This window comes from Pseudoalteromonas apostichopi (assembly GCF_030297135.1).
Lineage (GTDB): Bacteria > Pseudomonadota > Gammaproteobacteria > Enterobacterales > Alteromonadaceae > Pseudoalteromonas > Pseudoalteromonas apostichopi.
In genome coordinates this window covers 2,169,598-2,188,764 of record NZ_AP028065.1, presented here as the reverse complement: position 1 = coordinate 2,188,764, position 19,167 = coordinate 2,169,598, and the positions used below count along the sequence as shown (strand labels likewise).

Here is a 19,167-nt window from a genome sequence, read left to right as displayed (position 1 = left end):
AATTAGAGGCTAAACTAATAATTGGTAATAGAACGCAACGTGGCAGACGCGGGAGTATACCAGCACTCAAACCACATTGCTAGATGATGGTTGTTTTTTATTCGAGAAAATCAGCTAATAAGTGCGCGCGAAATAAATTTCACGCCTACATCAATCGTAGGCGTCACGCTTGCTTGACGCGCCTTACATTCAACACCGTTCGGCTAAAGACTGACGGCTCTTCTAAGCTAAGTGTTCTTTTGCTAAATACTCTAGCGATTGCATTTCTTGTAATCGACTAATACAACGCTTAAATTCAAAGTTTAAGTTACCTTCACTATATAGCTCAGTAATTGGCTTTTCTGCAGAGATAATCAAGGTGACATGACGTTCGTAGAATTCATCCACTAATGCGATAAAACGACGTGCCGCATCATCATTAGCTTGACCTAGCGATTTTACATTAGACAAAATCACCGTGTTATAGAGTCGACTGATTTCCATGTAATCAACTTGACTACGAGCTGTTTCGCACAGCTCGCTAAAATCAAACATGGCAATACAGTCTGATACTTTACGGGTTTTGATCATGCGCCCTTCAATTTCAATTGCCTTGTCGAGCACCCCCGGCTCAGGTGACAACTTATCGAAGTATTCAAATAAATTATCGTCAGCTTGTTTATCAAGCGGGCTATGGAAAATCTCAGCCTGTTCAAGTGTACGCAATCGATAATCAACACCCGAATCAACATTAACGATTTCTGTATTAGCTTTTACCAGCTCAATTGCAGGTAAGAAACGTGCGCGCTGTAAACCGTTACGATACAGCTCATCTGGCACTATATTAGATGTAGCAACGAGCACAATGCCACGTTCAAATAATGCTTCCATCAAGCCACCAAGCAGCATTGCGTCAGTGATGTCTTGAACAAAAAATTCATCAAAACAGATAATGTCTGTTTCTGATTTAAAAATATCAGCTACAACATTTAATGGGTTGCTGGTGTTCTTTAATTTTTTAAGCTCATCATGTACTCGATGCATAAAACGATGAAAGTGCACACGCATTTTACGATCAGTAGGTAAAGCTTCATAGAAAGTATCAACTAAATAGGTCTTACCTCTACCAACTCCCCCCCAAAAATAAAGCCCTTTTATACTCGGCGTGCTATCTTTAGAGAATAGTTTGGCAAACCATCCCTTCGCGGCGGGTTTGTCTGCCGTAAGGTCATCATAGAGTCTTTGTAAGTGACGCACTGCATTTTCTTGTGCTGCATCATGTACAAAGTCTTCACGTTGTAAATCTTGTTGGTATTTCTGCCATGGAGTCATAGGTCGTTACAATAAAACACTGTTAAATTTGCGTAGTATATTAACACGCATCGTATCTCAGGGTATATTAGCCCGCAGTATGATTTCACAATCAAATTAAGCATATTTTAATAATGATTGGACTATAAATGCTTTTAATACCAACGCGCTTAATTAAGAATTATTGCAAATTGGTATGATGCATCTGTTTTTGTTATTTTTTCCCAAAGGGGTAGATTTATGGGCACAATTACCTGGATTGGTATTCTAATCATCGTTGCAATTTCAGCATTTTTCATTGGTGCTTTTGTAACTAAAAAACAATTTAAGCAAGACGAACTAGAACAACAAGTTGAGCAAGCTAACAATGCCCTTGAGCAATACCGCCAAGATGTGGCTGATCACCTAGCTAGCACTGGTAAGCTAGTTTCTAAAATGAAAGATAACTACGACCAGTTGCTAAACCATGTAGAAGAAACAAATAACTTGTTACTGGCTGATAAAAAACAGCATCCAAATGAGCCGTTCTTTTCTAAAGAAACCACGGAGCAATTACAAAACTCATTACAAGACCGCAGAGGCGATCGCTCAAGTGCTGAAGCTCAGCCAGCTGACTATGTTGTTGGTGAAACAGGCTTGTTCACTGGTTCAGAGAAAGTTTCAGAACATTCTAAAGCCTCTTGATGAACTTTTTTTTGACCCCATAGTCTTTAGATATAACAGCTTTATATCTAAACCAAGAAAAGGGCTGCTTATGCAGCCCTTTTTAGTTTTTGCTTTATCTCTGAAGTGGAGTAAACCCAGACTATGAAAATGAAATTATCTGTTATCAGTGCTGCTATTTTATCTTCTAGCTTATTATTAAGCCCTACTATTTCAATGGCAAAGCTTCCTGTTGCTGTAGATGGACAACAATTGCCAACCCTAGCACCTATGCTTGAGCAAATCACACCTGGCGTAGTCAGTATTCAAGTGTCAGGTTCAAAAGAAGTCCGCCGCCGTGCGACACCATTTGATGATTTTTTTGGTGTACCTCGTGGCGGCAGTCAAAAGCGTGAGTTTAGTGGCCTAGGCTCAGGTGTGATCATTGATGCAAAAGAAGGTTACGTGGTAACCAATAACCATGTTATCGAAGATGCCGAAAAAATGGTGGTGACCTTAGAAGATGGCCGCGAATATGAAGCAACTAAAATCGGTAGTGACAAAGAATCAGATATTGCCTTATTGCAAATTGATGCAGAGGATTTAACAGCACTTAAGATTGCTGATTCAGATAAGTTACGTGTAGGTGATTTTGCAGTTGCCATTGGTAACCCATTTGGTTTAAGTCACACAGTAACATCAGGTATCGTCAGTGCCCTTGGCCGTAGCGGTTTAAATATAGAAGGTTATGAAGACTTTATTCAAACCGATGCTGCTATCAACCAAGGTAACTCTGGCGGCGCGTTAGTTAACCTCAATGGTGAGCTGATTGGTATCAACACCGCTATCTTAGGCGCATCTGGCGGTAATGTGGGGATTGGTTTTGCGATTCCATCGACCATGATGAAAAACCTTGTTGACCAAATTATCGAGCACGGCGAAGTGCGTCGTGGCTCATTAGGTATTTCGGGTCGCCCACTTGATGCAGGCCTTGCTAAAGCACAACAACTCGACGTCAAACAAGGCGCCTACGTTATGCAAGTAATGGATGATACCGCAGCAAGTAAAGCTGGTATCAAAGCCGGTGATGTAATTATTAGCGTTGATGGGACTGAAATTAGCGGTTTCCATGAACTACGCAGTAAAATAGCCACTCTTGGTGAAGGCAAAAAAGTTAAGCTTGGCATTTACCGAGATGGCAAAGTCAAAACGGTTAATGTCACCCTAGATGGTGCATCAGCGATCACAGCCGCTGGCGAAGAAACACATCCAGCATTCCAAGGGGCAACTTTAGAAAATACCCAGAAGAGTGATGGTAAAGGTGTTGAAGTTACAGGCGTACAAGCACGCTCTCCTGCGGCACGTGTCGGCCTTGAAGAAGGTGACGTAATTATGCAAGTTAACCGTCAACGCGTAGAAACAATCCGTGACATGAATAAAATCATCGAAAATACCAAAGGTAACATCGTACTAGGTGTTAAACGAGGTAGAGAGCTTATTTTCGTATTAATTCAGTAAACCTAGTTGATAAATCATGAAAAAATAACAGCGGTGCTTGCCGCTGTTATTTTTTTTGTGCCATCATTAAGGGATTGCTCACTGATAATAAGAATACTGTGCTAAAACTTTTTAAATTTATCCTTCCCCCGCTTTTCACTGGTTTAGGCATTGCCTTTTTAGTGGTGTTATTTAGCCCAAGTCTTCGTAGCACGTTGTTACCTGACATGAATTTACCAGTAGCAATGTCATCAGAACACATGAGCTTTGCTGATGCGGTACAAAAAGCAGCTCCATCTGTGGTCACTATTTTTTCAGAAAGTATTTCGAATCAACCTCGCTATAAACGACAAAATACAGTTCAAGCTCTAGGCTCTGGCGTGATCATGACCCAAGATGGCTATATTTTGACTAACTACCATGTAATAAAAAATGCCGACCTAATTATAGTCACACTCTCTGATGGCCGTCGTTTTTATGATGTACAAGTGATTGGCTTTGATACGCAAACAGATTTAGCACTGTTAAAAATCAGCGCCGAGCACTTACCGAAAATCCCGGTGAACGATAAATTTAAACCGCGTGTTGGTGATGTAGTATTAGCGATTGGTAACCCGCTTAATTTAGGCCAAACGATTACCCAAGGTATTATAAGTGCCACAGGCAAACAGAACTTAATCGATAGCCCTTACAGTAGTCTATTACAGATGGATGCAGCGATTAACGTAGGCAACTCAGGTGGCGCGTTAGTCAACTCACGGGGTGATTTAGTAGGTATCACGTCGGCGCAGTTTAAAACTCACGAGAACCTCGATATTCAAGGTATTTTCTTTGCAGTACCTTACTCTATTGCCAAAGATGTTATGGATAAGCTGATCAAACATGGTCGTGTAGTACGTGGTTATTTAGGATTTAGTGGCACAGGTATCGATAGTACAGGTAAGGATGTAAGCGACAATTTTACACCCGTTGCGGGGATGCGCATTTCTCAACTTGATCCATTTGGCCCAGCTTGGAAAGCAGGCATTAGAGAAACGGATATTGTTATTAAAATTGGTGGTATTCCTGTAGCAAATCCACAACAAGTACTTGAGAAACTTGCCAACACAGAACCTGGTAAAGAGCTTGAATTTGAAATTTACCGCGATGGTAAAATTTTAAAAGTAATGGTGACCGTAGCAGAGCTCGAAGACGAGCAATAATACCAATTCGCTTAATAAAGTGGTCTATTTTGAGGCAATAAAACCTCGTTGATAACAAGGCAAAAGTTTCGTTATTTAGTTGTTCTAAATCAGAAATTTTTAACGCAGGTAGCGACAGGTTTAATCCCTCAAAATGATTAAGCATTATTGCGGATTGGTATAATTACAGAGACATACAGATATAAAAAAGGCCTAACATTCGTTAGGCCTTTTTTATAAGTATTTAGCGATTAGCTAGAACGACGTTTAATGTTTGCACCCAGTGCACTCAACTTGTCTTCGATACGCTGATAGCCACGATCTACGTGATAAATACGGTCAACAATGGTCTCACCTTGAGCAACGATACCGGTAAGGATGAGACTTGCAGAAGCTCGTAAATCAGTTGCCATTACTTGCGCGCCAGATAGGCTTTCGGTATCACCACAAATTGCCGTATTACCTTCCAAGCGGATATTTGCGCCCATACGCTGTAATTCAGGCACGTGCATAAAACGGTTTTCGAAAATCGTTTCTGTGATTGTTGCACTGCCCTTAGCCACCACATTCAAGGCTGTAAATTGCGCTTGCATATCGGTAGGGAAACCAGGGTGTGGCATGGTCTTAATGTTCACCGCTTTTAATTCACGGCCACGCATATCAAGATAAATGCTGTTATCAGTCACTTCAACCAAGGCATTGGTAGCACGCAGCTTTTCAATCACAGGATCAAGGCTATGGTGATCAGTGTTTTTACAAAGCACTTCACCGCCAGCCATTGCCGCCGCGACCAAAAAGGTGCCTGTTTCAATGCGATCGGGAAGAATGCTGTATTCACAGCCCGATAGTGATTCGACACCTTCAATTTCGATGCGGCTTGTGCCTGCCCCGTTGATCTTCGCCCCCATCGCAATTAAGCAATTTGCCAGATCAGTTATTTCAGGTTCACGGGCTGCATTTTCAAGTACAGTTTTACCATCAGCCAGCGTAGCTGCCATTAGTAAGTTCTCTGTTGCGCCAACACTGACCATCTCCATAAAGATTTCAGCACCTTTTAAGCGTCCATCCACCTTGGCATTAATGTAGCCATTTTCGACCTTAATGATAGCGCCCATGCGCTCAAGGCCTTGAATATGGATATCAACCGGACGGGCACCAATCGCACAGCCACCAGGCAGTGAAACCTGCGCTTCACCAAAACGAGCAACCAAAGGGCCTAATGCTAACACTGAAGCACGCATCTGCTTAACCAGCTCATACGGAGCAAGGGTTTTATCAACCGTCGCGCCATCAATGATTAGCTTATCTTGTTGCCACTCAACATTGGCGCCCAGCGTTTTTAATAAGGCTTCTGTGGTGCCGATATCGCGTAAACGAGGAACATTACTAAAAGTACTTTTACCCTGTCCTAAAAGTGCAGCAAAAAGAATTGGAAGAGCGGCGTTTTTCGCGCCCGAAATAGTGACTTCACCTGCCAGCGAGGTGCCACCTTGAATAACAAATTGATCCATGAGGAGGCCCTGCGACTATTGAGGTAAAATGAATTTTTGTTCGCGTTTCCATTCAGTCGGTGTAAACGCTTTGATAGATACAGCGTGGATTGTACCGTCTGAGATTGTTGACATTAACGGAGCATAAACCAACTGCTGCTTCTTCACGCGAGATAAGCCATCAAAACACTCACCAACAGCAATCACTTCGTAGTGGCTACCATTTGCTTTAACAATCACTTCATCTAGTTTTAGTTCGTCGCGTAATAACGTTTCGACTTGGCTTGTTTCCATAAATCTCACTCAAATAGGTTTGTGACCTGACCCAACTGCATCAAGTTTTGCAATTGTTCAGGGCTATTTTGCAGTTCAAGGTGAATACCTTGCTGCTTTAATTCTGCGAAAGAGTGAATTAACCAAGCTAAGCCCGCCGTGTCAACCCTAGATAACCCAGAAAGGTCAAAATACCATGTTTTATGGCTAGAATCTGGCTTGACGTTCAGAAGGCGTTCACGGCCAATTGAATTTCGAGTCAGTTCACCACTGACTCGAAACTGGTTATCTTCAAGTTGAGTAATCTCGACTTTACTCATCGCCACCATTACCTCTAAATTGCACTGGCAGTTGGCTCTTCTGCTCAAGTAAGTCACTAACATAATCTAGACCATGTTGGCGTAAAATACCTTGTAATTCACTTTGTTTAGCATCAAGCAAACTAATACCTTCTGCAATCATATCGTACGCGCCCCAGTCACCACTGCGGTCTTCACGTACTTTAAAGTCGATTCTGATATCAGGTTTACCGGCTTCAACAATTTTGGTTTTAACGACCACCACGTCTTTACCCTTAAATGGTTGTGCCGGAGCAAACTCAACACTTTGGTTAGTGTATTGAGTAAACACGCCAGCGTAGGTGGCAATTAAATACTTTTGGAAAACGTCGATAAAGCGTTGTAGTTCCTTAATCGCTTTCGCTTTTTCATCTTTATCTTCGATTGCACGCACCTTCGACACATGATTACCAAGCACACGTAGTGCAGCATATTTATAATCAATGTAAGGCATCAACTCTTCTTCAACGATAACACGTAAATGCTCTTTGTTTTTTGCAATAATCGGTTGATCTTTAGTAATACGTGCAAAGGTATTATCAGACACCGTACGTACCATTTTATACGGGTCTTTTAAATCAACCGCAGGCTCAGCAGCATGTGTGTTAAGTGAAAACAACACACCAATACACAATAAAAACTTCTTAAACATAATTACTCACCACCTTGGTTGAATAAGAACTGACCAATTAACTCTTCTAAAACAAGCGCTGATTTTGTATCAGTAATGTAATCACCATCTGAAAGCGCTTTGCTTTCAACACCAAATAAATCATCTAAATCTGAATCATGCTCACTTGCAGTTACATCCTCACCCATACAGCGTTGCTCAGCAGACTCAGCTGCAATAACAGGATTAATGCCTAAGTACTGCTCACCTAAAATACCTGATGTTAAAATTGAGATAGATGTTGTGTCTGAAAATTTACATAAATAATTTGCATCAATCGCCATGTTAACGACTGGCACAAACTCTTTCGGGTGAATGAAAATAGACTCAACTCGACCAACAACAACACCACCTACTTTAATAGGTGCTCTGGCCTTTAAAGAGCCAATGTTTTCAAACTTTGCATTTAGTTGGTAAGTTTCACCGCTACCACTAATACCAGCATTGGCAACTTTCAATGCTAGTAATGCAAATGCAGCGATACCAAGGGCTACAAAAAAGCCAACTAAAATTTCTAATTTCCGTGAATTCATCTTTATACCCTAATTAGCTGGTAAACATTACCGCGGTTAAAATAAAGTCAAAACCTAATACTGCCAGTGACGAGTGCACTACGGTCTCTGTTGTCGCTTTACTGATACCTTCAGAAGTCGGAACACAGTCATAGCCTTTGTAAAGAGCGATCCAAGTCACAATCATGGCGAATACAAAACTTTTAATTATGCCGTTAACAATATCTTGTTGGAACGACACTTGTGCTTGCATAATTGACCAGAAGCTACCCGAGTCAACACCTAGCCAATCAACACCAACTAAGTGAGCACCAATAATAGCAACTGCCGAAAAAATCAGCGCAAGCAATGGCATACTAATAAAACCAGCCCAAAAACGCGGCGCAATAATACGCTTAAGTGGGTCGATTGCCATCATTTCTAGACTTGATAATTGCTCAGTGGCTTTCATTAAACCTATTTCAGCAGTAAGCGCACTACCCGCCCGCCCTGCAAACAGTAACGCTGTTACTACGGGACCTAATTCGCGTAACAAACTTAATGCCACTAAAGGCCCTAAGCTATCTTCTGCACCATAACCTACTAGAACGGTATAACCCTGCAGAGCGAGCACCATCCCGATGAATAGGCCTGATACCATGATGATTAAAAGAGATTGCGAGCCCACCATATATAATTGGCGAACAAGTAAAGGCGTGCCTTTTTTGAAGTTAGGCATATTCACTAATGCGCCAAACAACATTTGTGTTGAACGACCAAGAGCAGCAAACCGGCCTAGCGTTTTGTGACCTAACTTCTGAAATAGATCAAGCATTGTGCACTCCCAATAACTCTTTATCATAAGCAGGAGCTGGATAATGGAACGGCACAGGCCCATCAGACAAGCCGTTTAAAAACTGCTGCACTAGCTCAGATTGATGATTTTGCATTTGTTCAGGTGAACCTTCTCCTATCACCCCCTGATCAGCGATGATGATAACGTGATCAGCAATGCTCAAAACCTCAGTCACATCATGAGTTACTATAAGTGATGATAAACCTAACACCTCATTGAGTGATTTAATTAGCTTTACTAACACCCCCATTGAGATAGGGTCTTGGCCAGCAAAAGGTTCATCGTACATAATCAGTTCAGGGTCCAGAGCAATAGAACGCGCAAGGGCTGCACGGCGAGCCATACCACCAGAAAGCTCAGACGGCATTAAATCTTGTGCACCACGTAAACCGACGGCTTGTAATTTCATTAAAACGACAAGACGAATTAAATCTTCGCTAAGTTGAGTATGTTCGCGCAAAGGAAAGGCGATATTGTCAAATACTGACATATCGGTAAATAAGGCACCGCTTTGGAACAGCATACTCATTTTGGTACGGGCAGCATAAAGTTCCTTGCGAGTCATGCCAGGAATACTGTTGCCTTCAAATAAAATGTCACCAGAATCAGGCTTAAGCTGACCGCCAATTAAGCGTAACATGGTGGTTTTACCAATGCCGCTCGGTCCCATGATAGCGGTTATCTTGCCTTTCGGAATGTTAAAACTCATATTTTTATATATGATTCTATCGCCCCGTGAAAAGGTTACATCCTTGATTTCTACTATTGATTGCGACAAGTCGCTCTCCATAACTTTTTTCACTAGTTTTGCCATTTTAAGGGTTTTTTAGTCAATATGGAAAAAACAAATCGTAAAATTTTGTAATATTTCCTATCAATAAATTCTAAAGCTAGCTGCAAAGAACTTAATCACACCTGAAATTTAGATTCCTCGCCCAGCACGCTTTATGCTTGCCAGCTCATTCTTTTACTTATACTTTCAGTTTCGCTTTTGTTACTATTTGCAGTCATCTGTATAAGTAATGTTGGCGTATCACAATGGTGACTTCTTTTGTCATTTTAATTATTGGTTTTGCTGCACTCGTTTGGAGTGCCGATCGGTTTGTTTATGGGGCGGCTGCACTCGCAAAAAACATGGGGATCCCCACCCTAATCATTGGTTTAACCGTAGTAGCTATGGGCTCATCTGCGCCTGAAATGATGGTATCAGCATCAGCAGCTCTAGCTGATAAAACAGATACTGCAGTAGGTAATGCGGTTGGTTCTAACATCACCAATATCTTACTTGTACTTGGTGTTACTGCTTTATTGCGTCCTCTTTCAGTATCATCTTTGACGCTTAAACGCGAAATGCCACTCGTACTGTTAATCTCTGTAGCAGCTTGGTATGTGTTTTCAGATAACTATTTTTCATTCACTGAGGGCATTGCATTGATGGTTGCCTTTGCTGTATTCATTGGTGGCTTAGTGATCGTCTCACTGCGCGCGAAAAACCAAGATGATCCTTTTGTCAGTGAAGCATGTGAAGATGTCCCGAACGACGTGAGCACAAAATCAGCCGTATTTTGGTTAGTCATCGGCATGATTTTATTACCTATTAGCTCGCATTTTTTAGTTGGGTCGGCGGTTGATATTGCAAAATATTTTGGTTTATCTGATCTCGTTATTGGCTTAACCATCATTGCCATTGGTACCAGCTTACCTGAGCTAGCAGCCTGTATTGCTGGGGTTTTAAAAAACGAAGACGATTTAGCACTGGGTAATATCGTTGGCTCAAATATCTTCAATTTACTCGCTGTATTACCACTTGCGGGCATTATCAACCCTTCAATTATTGACCCTTCTGCGGCAAACCGCGATGCACTTATTATGATTGCAGCAACCGTTGTATTGATGGCCATGTCATTGAACTTTAAAGGTGCTCGTCGTATCAATAGAGTAGAAGGTGGCTTCTTGTTAGTCGCATTTATTGCATATCAGGGCTATATTTTTAGCCAAATAGGATAATCAATGACACAACAAAGCTTTATCGCGCAAGGTAAGCGCGTACTCGAAATTGAAGCACAAGCCTTACAAGAAATTGAGCAATATATAAATCAAGATTTCGATAAGGCTTGTCAATTAATGTTCCAGTGTACAGGCCGTATCATTGTTATCGGTATGGGCAAGTCAGGCCACGTTGGTAATAAAATTGCGGCGACCCTTGCAAGTACTGGTACACCCGCATTTTTTGTTCACCCTGGTGAAGCAAGCCACGGTGATTTAGGCATGATCACTCATGATGATGTAGTGATGTGTATTTCTAACTCTGGTGAGACCAGCGAAGTACTAAGCATAATTCCTGTTATTAAGCGCATTGGCGCAAAGATGATTTCACTAACAGGCAATCCAGATTCAACCATGGCAAAGCTATCTGATGTCCATGTTTGCATTAAAGTAAGTAAAGAAGCATGCCCGTTAGGCCTAGCACCAACTGCTAGTACAACAGCAACATTAGTTATGGGCGATGCAATAGCCGTTGCGTTACTTGAAACGCGTGGTTTTACAGCTGACGATTTTGCACTTTCGCATCCTGGTGGCAGTCTAGGTAAACGTTTATTACTAACATTAGATGATGTTATGCACGCAGGCGATGCCACCCCAATCGTTAACGAAACGCAAAGCATTAAAGATGCGTTAATTGAAATGTCAGCCAAGGGCCTTGGTATGACTGCGGTAATAGGTGCAGACAAAAAGTTAGCCGGATTATTCACCGATGGTGATTTACGCCGTATTTTAGAGCAGCGCATTGATATCCATAGTACTGCTATTAGTCAAGTGATGACTCGTTCATGTACTACTGCGCGCCCTGACATGCTTGCAGCTGAGGCATTGAACATTATGGAACGTAAACGTATCAATGGTTTAATTGTGGTAGATCATAGTAATACGCCTATTGGTGCCCTTAATATGCAAGACCTATTAAAAGCAGGAGTTCTTTAAGCAATGACATTCGCCGAGCTTTACCAGCCTCTTAGCCCTGATGTGAGTCAGCGCGCACAAAAAGTAAAATTGCTAATCTGCGATATTGATGGTGTTTTTTCTGATGGCCGAATTTATTTAGGCAATGATGGCGAAGAACTTAAAGCATTCAATACAAAAGATGGCTTTGGTATTAAAGCGCTCATAAATAGTGGTTTTGAAGTGGCAGTCATTACTGGCCGCCATTCACAAATAGTTCAGCAGCGAATGACTAGCCTAACAGTTCAGCACATTTATCAGGGACAAGAAGATAAGCTAATTGCTTATCAAGAGTTAAAGGATAAACTGGGGCTAACTGATGAGCAAATTGCCTATATTGGTGATGATGGTCCAGACTTACCAGTAATGGAAAAAGTAGGGTTTGCTGTTGCTGTTAACGACGCACACCCACTAATTAAAAAGCTGGCTCATTACACCACATTATTACCAGGTGGCTTTGGAGCCGTGCGTGAATTAACTGATTTACTGATGTTAGAAAACGGTAAGCCGTTAACTAGCGATGGAACCAGCGCATGAATATAGCCCGTATTTTACTGAGTGTTGTTTTTGTTTGTTGCATGGTGTGGTTGTGGTATCCGTACTTTAATCAATCAGCAGACACAATAACTAGTGAAGACGAGATCATTGCAACGCCTGATTACACTGCGGTGGCGTTAAAGCAAACTGCTTATGACGAGCAAGGAAAAATCAGTCATAAAGTAGCTGCGGCTAAAATGGAGTTGTATCAACAATTAGGGTTTACCTTTTTTGAGCAACCTGTATTTACTATTTATGGCGACCAGCAGGTTTGGCAAGTAAAAGCCAAAGAAGCCACTTTATACGAAAATGATCAGCTGATTTTTGAAGGGGATGTAGTTGCTAAAAACTTAACCCATAACGGTATGATCGAAGATATAAAAGCAGAAAACATTAATGTCGACATTAATAAAATGACCATGTTTTCAAAGCAACCTGTAACACTAACAGGACCGAATTTAAAGATTACCGGTAAAGGCTTAAAAGCCGATTTAAAAACCGAAATTGTTGAGTTAACTAACCATACACGAACCATATACTATGACCAATAAACTGAAGAAATTACTCCTGATCCCAAGCTTATTGATTGCGTTTTCCGGCACCGCTGCCGAGCAAACTGGCGCACAAATTAGCATTAGCTCAGATCGCCAAGTTGGTAAACTAAAAGATGGCGTTGGCATATTTGAAGGTAACGTAGAGATCGTGCATGGTAATCGTCGTATTACAGCAGAACGTCTTGAAGCACACGGCGGTGATACCGAAGGTACAGTAGAGCTAATTATTGCAACAGGCAAACCAGCTTACTTCGAAGAAAAACAAACGGATGGTTCCGTAATGAGCGCCAGTGCTGAAGAAGTTCGTTATGATGTTGCGAAACGCTTCTTAACCTTAAACGGTGAAGCTGAAGTTACCCAAGCTGGTCAAAAAGTAACAGCGAAAAGCATTACCTATGATATGGCTCAGCAGCTTATCAGTGCTGAAAAAGACGAAAACTCATCAGATCGTGTACACACTATTTTAGTACCTGTTGAAAATAAAAAAGACAATAAAGGCCAACCATGAGCACATTAAAAGCAGAGCTTTTAGCTAAGAGCTACAAAGGCCGCCAAGTGGTTAAAAATGTCGGTCTGGAAGTTGAAGCTGGCAGTATTGTTGGCTTGCTTGGCCCAAATGGTGCTGGTAAAACCACGACTTTTTACATGATTGTAGGCCTAGTTCCGAGCGACAAAGGTAAAATTAGCATCGATGATAACGATATTACCCTTTTGCCAATGCACAGCCGTGCGAGGTTGGGTATTGGTTATCTACCGCAAGAATCTTCGATTTTTCGAAAGTTAACAGTTTACCAAAACTTGATGGCTATTTTAGAGACTCGTAAAGATCTAAATAAAACCACGCGGGAAGAAACTCTAAATAGCTTATTAGATGAATTTAGCATCCAACACATCCGTGATAGTCAAGGTATGGCGCTATCTGGTGGTGAACGTCGCCGCGTTGAAATTGCTCGCGCATTAGCCGCTAATCCTAAATTTATCCTTTTAGATGAGCCTTTTGCTGGTGTTGATCCAATTTCAGTGTTAGATATAAAGAAAATTATTGAGCACCTAAAAAATCGTGGTATTGGTGTACTAATTACTGACCATAATGTTCGAGAAACCCTTGATGTTTGTGAAAAAGCCTACATTGTTTCTCATGGGGAGCTAATTGCATCAGGCACACCTGAGCACGTATTAGCTGACCAAACTGTACGCGATGTTTATCTAGGCGAGCAATTTAGGCTGTAACCATTACGCCACCGACTAGAGCATCTGCTAGACTTATAACAATGACAATAAATCGATAATAACTTAACTGTCTTTGCACAGTTATCGATAACTTAAAAAAAGGATTGTTAGGGATACATGAGGCAATCATTACAGCTGCGCATGGGCCAGCAACTTACAATGACTCCACAACTGCAACAAGCTATTCGTTTGTTGCAGCTCAGTACATTGGATCTCCAACAAGAAATTCAAGAGGCGCTAGATAGTAACCCTTTACTTGAAGTGGAAGAAGCGGATTACAACGAAGAAAGCATCGGCAAAAATGAGCAAAAAGCTGAATCTGACGATGTGCAAGTCAGCGCTTCTGCAGACGAAGCACCTAGCGAATATGAACAAGAAAGCAGTGATGCTCTAAATAAAGACACTGTAAGTGACGATTTAGCCATGGATGTTACATGGGATGAGTACATGAGTGCCGCTCCATCAACATCATCAGGGCCAATGCCAGAAGATGAATCTATTTATCAAGGTGCATCGACCGAAACCCTTCACGAATACCTTATGTGGCAATTACAGCTCACTCCCTTTAGTCCGACTGATGAAGCGATTGCTGTGGCAATTGTTGAGGCTATCGATGACTCTGGTATTTTAACGGTAAGCTGTGAAGATATCGTCGAGAGCTTTAATCAAAATAGTGATGAAGAAGAAATCGAACTTGATGAAGTCGAAGCGGTCCTAAAGAGAATTCAATTGTTTGATCCTGTCGGTATTGGGGCGCGTAGTTTACAGGAATGCCTGTGTATTCAACTTCGCCAATTCGATGCAAACACGCCATATTTAGCTGAAACTAAAATGGTTTTATCTGAGCATATCGAATTATTAGCGAGTCGCGACTATCGAACTTTGATGAAAAAGACTAAGCTTAAAGAAAATGAGCTTAAAGAAGTAATGACGCTAATTCACAGCTTAAACCCTAAGCCTGCGGATAGCATAGTACGCGAAGAGTCTGAGTACGTCATACCTGATGTATCAGTGAAAAAAGTAAAAGGTCGCTGGGTGGTTGAGTTAAACCCAGATAGTATGCCAAAGATTAGAGTGAACAGCCAATATGCGGCTATGTCTCGCTCTGTTAAATCAAGTAGCGACAGCCAATTTATTCGCTCTCACTTACAAGAAGCAAAGTGGTTTATTAAGAGCTTAGAAAGCCGTAACGATACACTATTAAAAGTGACCAACTGTATCGTTCAACAACAACAAGCTTTCTTTGAGCATGGCCCAGAAGCAATGAAGCCGATGGTGCTAAATGATGTTGCTGAAATGGTCGAAATGCATGAATCGACGATTTCACGAGTAACAACGCAAAAATATATGCATACCCCTAGGGGTATTTTTGAGTTGAAATATTTCTTCTCAAGCCATGTCAGCACTGAAAATGGTGGTGAGTGTTCTTCAACAGCAATACGCGCTTTAATCAAGAAGTTAGTCGCTGCAGAAAACTCGGCTAAACCATTGAGTGATAGCAAAATTGCAGATATATTGGCTGAGCAAGGAATTAAAGTAGCTAGACGTACAATTGCAAAATATCGTGAGTCTCTAGCAATACCTCCGTCTAATCAGCGTAAGAGTTTGATTTAGACGTTTTACATAGAAGGAAAAATGCTTATGCAACTAAATTTAACTGGTCGTCATGTAGAAATCACTGATTCATTAAGAGACTATGTAAACACCAAGTTTGCGAAACTAGAAAGGCATTTTGACCATATTAATAATGTTCATGTCATTCTAGATGTAGAAAAATTAAGCCAAAAAGCAGAAGCAACTTTACATGTAAACGGAGGCGAATTGTTCGCTTCTACAGAACATCAAGATATGTACGCAGCCATTGACTCGTTGATCGATAAGCTTGATCGCCAAGTCATTAAACACAAAGAGAAATTAGCTCGACATTAAATTATGAAACTAAGTTCACTTACTAATCAGGACTGCAGCAAAGCTGCGGTCCTTTTTAATAGCAAAAAAAGAATTCTTGAATATATCAGCGAACTGGCTCACCAGCAGCTTCCTCATTTATCTCAACAAGATATCCTAAATGCTTTACTCAACCGAGAGAAGCTAGGTAGCACCGGTATTGGCCGAGGTATTGCTATTCCACATGGCCGAATGAGTGGCGCCGATGAACCTCAGGCGTTTGTCATAGTGAGTGAATCCCCAATCAATTTTGATGCAATTGATAATCGCCCTGTTGACATTTTCGTAGCACTCATCGTACCAGATGGTGACTCTCAGCTTCATCTAAAGACCTTATCAACAATTGCTGATAGACTTAAAGATAAAGAGTTTTGTAAACAGCTGCGTAGTGCTACTACCGATCAGCAACTGTTTCAGGTTATATCAGCAGAGGCATAAATGGAATTAATCATTATCAGCGGTCGCTCAGGCTCAGGTAAATCGGTCGCTTTACGAGTACTTGAAGACTTAGGTTATTATTGCGTTGATAATATTCCAGTCAATTTACTGCCTTCGCTCGTGCGTAGCGTATCAGATAACTACGATAAAATAGCGGTCAGTATTGATGTGCGTAACCTTCCAAAAGAGCAGCAAGAATTTAATGATATTCTTGAGTACCTTCCTGGTTTCGCAAATCCAACACTTTTTTACTTAGACAGTGATGACCAAACCCTGATAAAACGCTTTTCAGAGACTCGTCGTTTACACCCATTATCCATTGATTCTTTGCCACTTGATCTGGCTATTAAACAAGAAAAAGTCTTACTCGATGTGTTGATCACTCGTGCTGATTTTATGATTGATACCACAGATCTCAGTGTTCATCAGTTAGCAGAATCAATTCGCGAAAAGATTTTGGGTAAAAAGGATAAAAAACTGATTATCACTTTTATGTCTTTCGGCTTTAAACACGGTATTCCAAAAGAAGCTGATTACGTATTTGATGCACGTTTTTTACCTAACCCACACTGGGAACCTGATTTAAAGCCGCTAACGGGTCTAGATCAACCAGTAAAAGATTACTTAGCTAGCCACAGCATAGTGCAAAAGTTCACATGGCAAATTCAAACATTTGTACAAACATGGCTACCACATTTAGAGCGTAACAACCGAAGTTACCTTACCATTGCCATTGGTTGTACTGGTGGCCAACATCGCTCTGTTTATTTAGCGCAAACAATTGGTGAGAGTTTTGCTAAAAGCCATGACAATGTAAAAATTCGCCACCGTGAACAAGACATTTAATTAGGCACTATTATAATGCGCGCTGAAGATACCTTTTTAATTCAAAACAAACTCGGCTTACATGCTCGCGCAGCCACTGTTTTAGCCCAATTAGCACTACAATTTGATGCTAAAATTACGCTTTATCAAGACGATAAAGAAGCTGAAGGTGACAGCGTATTGGCGTTAATGCTACTTGAAAGCAGTCAAGGTAAAGAAGTTAGAGTCGTTTGTGAAGGCCCTGATGCTGATGCAGCATTAACTGCAATCGGTGAATTAATCGCACAGCGCTTTCACGAGCAAGAATAGCATTTGCTAAGCCTTCAAGATTTACGGTAAACTTAATTAGGATATTTGAAATTCCCTTTAAATATCCTACTTTTATATCGCTCGCTTTTCTAAGTTGCAAAACTCTTAATAAATTTATCACAGTGCGACGATATCTCTGCAAATACACCACAAAGCAACTATGCTGTATTTGCTCAGCCTATATAAACTTTTTTCAGTTGTAAGGACGCCAATGCCAGAAGCCTTTGAACAAGATTACCCACTACAACAACTCAAACAAGTGACCAAGTCACTCAATAGTGGTCAATTTGTTCAAGTGCGCGGTATGTTAGCCAAAACGGCGCCTTGTGATACAGCCCTTTTACTTGAGTCTTCTCCCCATAAAATTCGTCGTATGCTTTGGCAGCTGGTTGATCCAGATGTGCGTGGTGATGTTCTAGAAGAACTGTCTGAAGATGTACGTCTTGGTATTATTGCGCAGATGGAACCTGAGCATATTGCTGCCGCCACCGAGGACATGGACGACGATGACTTAGGTGAGGTTTTACGTAGCCTTCCTGATACCGTATATCAAGACGTAGTTAGTGCAATGGACTCGCAAGATAGAGAAAGGGCTACTCAGGCACTTTCTTATCAAGAGCGCTCTGCCGGTGCCTTGATGAACAGCGATACGGTAACAATTCGCCCAGATGTTACTTTAGATGTAGTGCTACGCTATTTACGCCTACGAGGTGAGCTACCAGAAGGCACTGATGACTTATACGTTGTTGATAAGCATAACTGCTTCCTAGGAGCACTTTCGTTAACTACACTGCTGACAAGCCCATCTGATAAAATTGTTCGCGATTTAATGGATGAAGATTGTGAGTCTATACTTATTTCAATGGATGAAAGTGATGTAGCACAACTTTTCGAACGTCATAACTGGATTTCAGCCCCGGTTGTTGATGACAACGCACACTTGCTAGGTCGTATTACCATCGATGATATCGTTGACGTAATCCGCGAAGATGCTGAACATAGCATGCTAAGCCTCGCTGGTCTTGATGACGAAGAAGATACCTTTGCGCCAGTGCTAAAAAGTTCGCAACGTCGCTCTATTTGGCTTGGAGTTAACTTATTAACCGCATTGCTAGCAGCAATTGTGGCAAGCTTTTTTGAAAATACCTTAGCAATTTTGCCTATTTTGGCAGTACTCAATGGTATCGTACCTTCAATGGGTGGCGTTGCAGGCAGTCAAACTTTAACACTGGTTATTCGTGGTATAGCCGTTGGCCATATTAATCAAACTAACCAACGCTTCTTATTACTCAAGGAATTAGCGATTGGCGCACTGAATGGCGTTATTTGGTCGATATTAATTGCCGGTGTTGTTGCCCTATGGCAATGGGACTTTAAGCTCGGTGCAGTATTAGCCTTTGCAATGTTTATGAACCTGGTTGCTGCAGGTATTGCGGGTGCAAGCATTCCATTAATTCTCAAGAAAATGAAAATTGACCCTGCCCTCGCTGGCAGTGTGGTACTCACAACCGTTACCGATATTGTCGGTATCTTTGCCTTCTTAGGTACTGCAACGTGGTTATTAATCTAATCTGAAAACGGCCCTTTAAGGGCCGTATT

General features: G+C 41.4%; 23 protein-coding genes. 15 read left to right on the top strand and 8 right to left on the bottom strand.

The window, feature by feature from the left end:
- Window positions 1-222: 222 nt before the first annotated feature.
- Window positions 223-1,311, bottom strand: coding sequence for a cell division protein ZapE (gene zapE / locus QUE86_RS09855; RefSeq protein WP_130049819.1), 1,089 nt, complete (start codon window positions 1,309-1,311; stop codon window positions 223-225).
- A gap of 219 nt (window positions 1,312-1,530) precedes the next feature.
- Between zapE and QUE86_RS09850 the strand changes: the two genes are divergently transcribed.
- From QUE86_RS09850 to QUE86_RS09840, 3 genes are all read left to right on the top strand, one after another.
- Window positions 1,531-1,974, top strand: coding sequence for a Z-ring associated ZapG family protein (locus QUE86_RS09850; protein ID WP_130049820.1), 444 nt, complete (start codon window positions 1,531-1,533; stop codon window positions 1,972-1,974).
- Window positions 1,975-2,097: 123 nt separating this feature from the next.
- On the top strand, window positions 2,098-3,450 hold the full coding sequence (locus QUE86_RS09845; RefSeq protein WP_130049821.1) for a DegQ family serine endoprotease: 1,353 nt from the start codon (window positions 2,098-2,100) through the stop codon (window positions 3,448-3,450).
- Window positions 3,451-3,548: 98 nt separating this feature from the next.
- Complete coding sequence (locus tag QUE86_RS09840) at window positions 3,549-4,631, top strand: trypsin-like peptidase domain-containing protein (RefSeq protein ID WP_130049822.1); 1,083 nt, start codon at window positions 3,549-3,551, stop codon at window positions 4,629-4,631.
- A gap of 230 nt (window positions 4,632-4,861) precedes the next feature.
- Here QUE86_RS09840 and murA read toward each other — a convergent pair whose 3' ends face one another.
- The 7 genes from murA to QUE86_RS09805 are packed head-to-tail and all read right to left on the bottom strand — an operon-like array spanning window position 4,862 to window position 9,518.
- Complete coding sequence (gene murA, locus QUE86_RS09835) at window positions 4,862-6,121, bottom strand: UDP-N-acetylglucosamine 1-carboxyvinyltransferase (RefSeq protein ID WP_130049823.1); 1,260 nt, start codon at window positions 6,119-6,121, stop codon at window positions 4,862-4,864.
- A 15-nt stretch (window positions 6,122-6,136) separates the two neighbouring features.
- Window positions 6,137-6,394 carry a BolA family protein gene (locus QUE86_RS09830; RefSeq protein WP_054554171.1) on the bottom strand — a complete coding sequence of 86 codons (258 nt, stop codon included), beginning with the start codon at window positions 6,392-6,394 and terminating at the stop codon, window positions 6,137-6,139.
- Window positions 6,395-6,399: 5 nt separating this feature from the next.
- The gene (locus tag QUE86_RS09825) at window positions 6,400-6,693 is read right to left on the bottom strand and encodes an STAS domain-containing protein (protein ID WP_130049824.1); all 294 of its coding nucleotides are present in this window, start codon (window positions 6,691-6,693) and stop codon (window positions 6,400-6,402) included.
- On the bottom strand, window positions 6,686-7,363 hold the full coding sequence (locus QUE86_RS09820; RefSeq protein WP_130049825.1) for an MlaC/ttg2D family ABC transporter substrate-binding protein: 678 nt from the start codon (window positions 7,361-7,363) through the stop codon (window positions 6,686-6,688). The genes QUE86_RS09825 and QUE86_RS09820 overlap by 8 nt, the downstream gene beginning before the upstream one ends.
- 2 nt (window positions 7,364-7,365) lie before the next feature.
- A complete protein-coding gene (gene mlaD / locus QUE86_RS09815) occupies window positions 7,366-7,914 on the bottom strand; it encodes an outer membrane lipid asymmetry maintenance protein MlaD (protein WP_130049826.1) in 549 nt (182 codons plus the stop codon).
- A gap of 13 nt (window positions 7,915-7,927) precedes the next feature.
- Complete coding sequence (gene mlaE, locus QUE86_RS09810) at window positions 7,928-8,707, bottom strand: lipid asymmetry maintenance ABC transporter permease subunit MlaE (RefSeq protein ID WP_130049827.1); 780 nt, start codon at window positions 8,705-8,707, stop codon at window positions 7,928-7,930.
- A complete protein-coding gene (locus tag QUE86_RS09805) occupies window positions 8,700-9,518 on the bottom strand; it encodes an ATP-binding cassette domain-containing protein (protein WP_167658743.1) in 819 nt (272 codons plus the stop codon). The genes mlaE and QUE86_RS09805 overlap by 8 nt, the downstream gene beginning before the upstream one ends.
- Window positions 9,519-9,766: 248 nt before the next feature.
- Between QUE86_RS09805 and QUE86_RS09800 the strand changes: the two genes are divergently transcribed.
- The 12 genes from QUE86_RS09800 (at window position 9,767) to mgtE (ending at window position 19,138) form a co-directional block, all read left to right on the top strand.
- On the top strand, window positions 9,767-10,735 hold the full coding sequence (locus QUE86_RS09800; RefSeq protein ID WP_130049828.1) for a calcium/sodium antiporter: 969 nt from the start codon (window positions 9,767-9,769) through the stop codon (window positions 10,733-10,735).
- 3 nt (window positions 10,736-10,738) lie between these two features.
- On the top strand, window positions 10,739-11,710 hold the full coding sequence (locus QUE86_RS09795; protein WP_130049829.1) for a KpsF/GutQ family sugar-phosphate isomerase: 972 nt from the start codon (window positions 10,739-10,741) through the stop codon (window positions 11,708-11,710).
- Between the two features lie 3 nt (window positions 11,711-11,713).
- Complete coding sequence (kdsC, locus tag QUE86_RS09790) at window positions 11,714-12,265, top strand: 3-deoxy-manno-octulosonate-8-phosphatase KdsC (protein WP_054561100.1); 552 nt, start codon at window positions 11,714-11,716, stop codon at window positions 12,263-12,265.
- Window positions 12,262-12,816 (top strand): LPS export ABC transporter periplasmic protein LptC, encoded by a 555-nt coding sequence (gene lptC / locus QUE86_RS09785; protein WP_130049830.1) that lies wholly within the window; start codon window positions 12,262-12,264, stop codon window positions 12,814-12,816. Before kdsC ends, lptC begins: the two co-directional genes overlap by 4 nt.
- The gene (gene lptA / locus QUE86_RS09780; RefSeq protein ID WP_130049831.1) at window positions 12,806-13,327 is read left to right on the top strand and encodes a lipopolysaccharide transport periplasmic protein LptA; all 522 of its coding nucleotides are present in this window, start codon (window positions 12,806-12,808) and stop codon (window positions 13,325-13,327) included. The genes lptC and lptA overlap by 11 nt, the downstream gene beginning before the upstream one ends.
- Window positions 13,324-14,049 carry an LPS export ABC transporter ATP-binding protein gene (lptB, locus tag QUE86_RS09775; RefSeq protein ID WP_062566533.1) on the top strand — a complete coding sequence of 242 codons (726 nt, stop codon included), beginning with the start codon at window positions 13,324-13,326 and terminating at the stop codon, window positions 14,047-14,049. The genes lptA and lptB overlap by 4 nt, the downstream gene beginning before the upstream one ends.
- A gap of 117 nt (window positions 14,050-14,166) precedes the next feature.
- Window positions 14,167-15,663: an RNA polymerase factor sigma-54 gene (locus QUE86_RS09770; protein WP_130049832.1), complete on the top strand. Its 1,497-nt coding sequence runs from the start codon at window positions 14,167-14,169 to the stop codon at window positions 15,661-15,663.
- 27 nt (window positions 15,664-15,690) lie between these two features.
- Window positions 15,691-15,978: a ribosome hibernation promoting factor gene (hpf, locus tag QUE86_RS09765; RefSeq protein WP_036971325.1), complete on the top strand. Its 288-nt coding sequence runs from the start codon at window positions 15,691-15,693 to the stop codon at window positions 15,976-15,978.
- 3 nt (window positions 15,979-15,981) lie between these two features.
- The gene (ptsN, locus tag QUE86_RS09760; protein WP_130049833.1) at window positions 15,982-16,434 is read left to right on the top strand and encodes a PTS IIA-like nitrogen regulatory protein PtsN; all 453 of its coding nucleotides are present in this window, start codon (window positions 15,982-15,984) and stop codon (window positions 16,432-16,434) included.
- Complete coding sequence (gene rapZ / locus QUE86_RS09755; RefSeq protein WP_130049834.1) at window positions 16,435-17,280, top strand: RNase adapter RapZ; 846 nt, start codon at window positions 16,435-16,437, stop codon at window positions 17,278-17,280.
- Window positions 17,281-17,295: 15 nt separating this feature from the next.
- Entirely contained in the window at window positions 17,296-17,568 is a 273-nt protein-coding gene (locus QUE86_RS09750; protein WP_167658735.1) for an HPr family phosphocarrier protein, read from the top strand.
- Window positions 17,569-17,779: 211 nt separating this feature from the next.
- A complete protein-coding gene (mgtE, locus tag QUE86_RS09745) occupies window positions 17,780-19,138 on the top strand; it encodes a magnesium transporter (protein WP_130049836.1) in 1,359 nt (452 codons plus the stop codon).
- The last annotated feature ends 29 nt before the right edge of the window (window positions 19,139-19,167 follow it).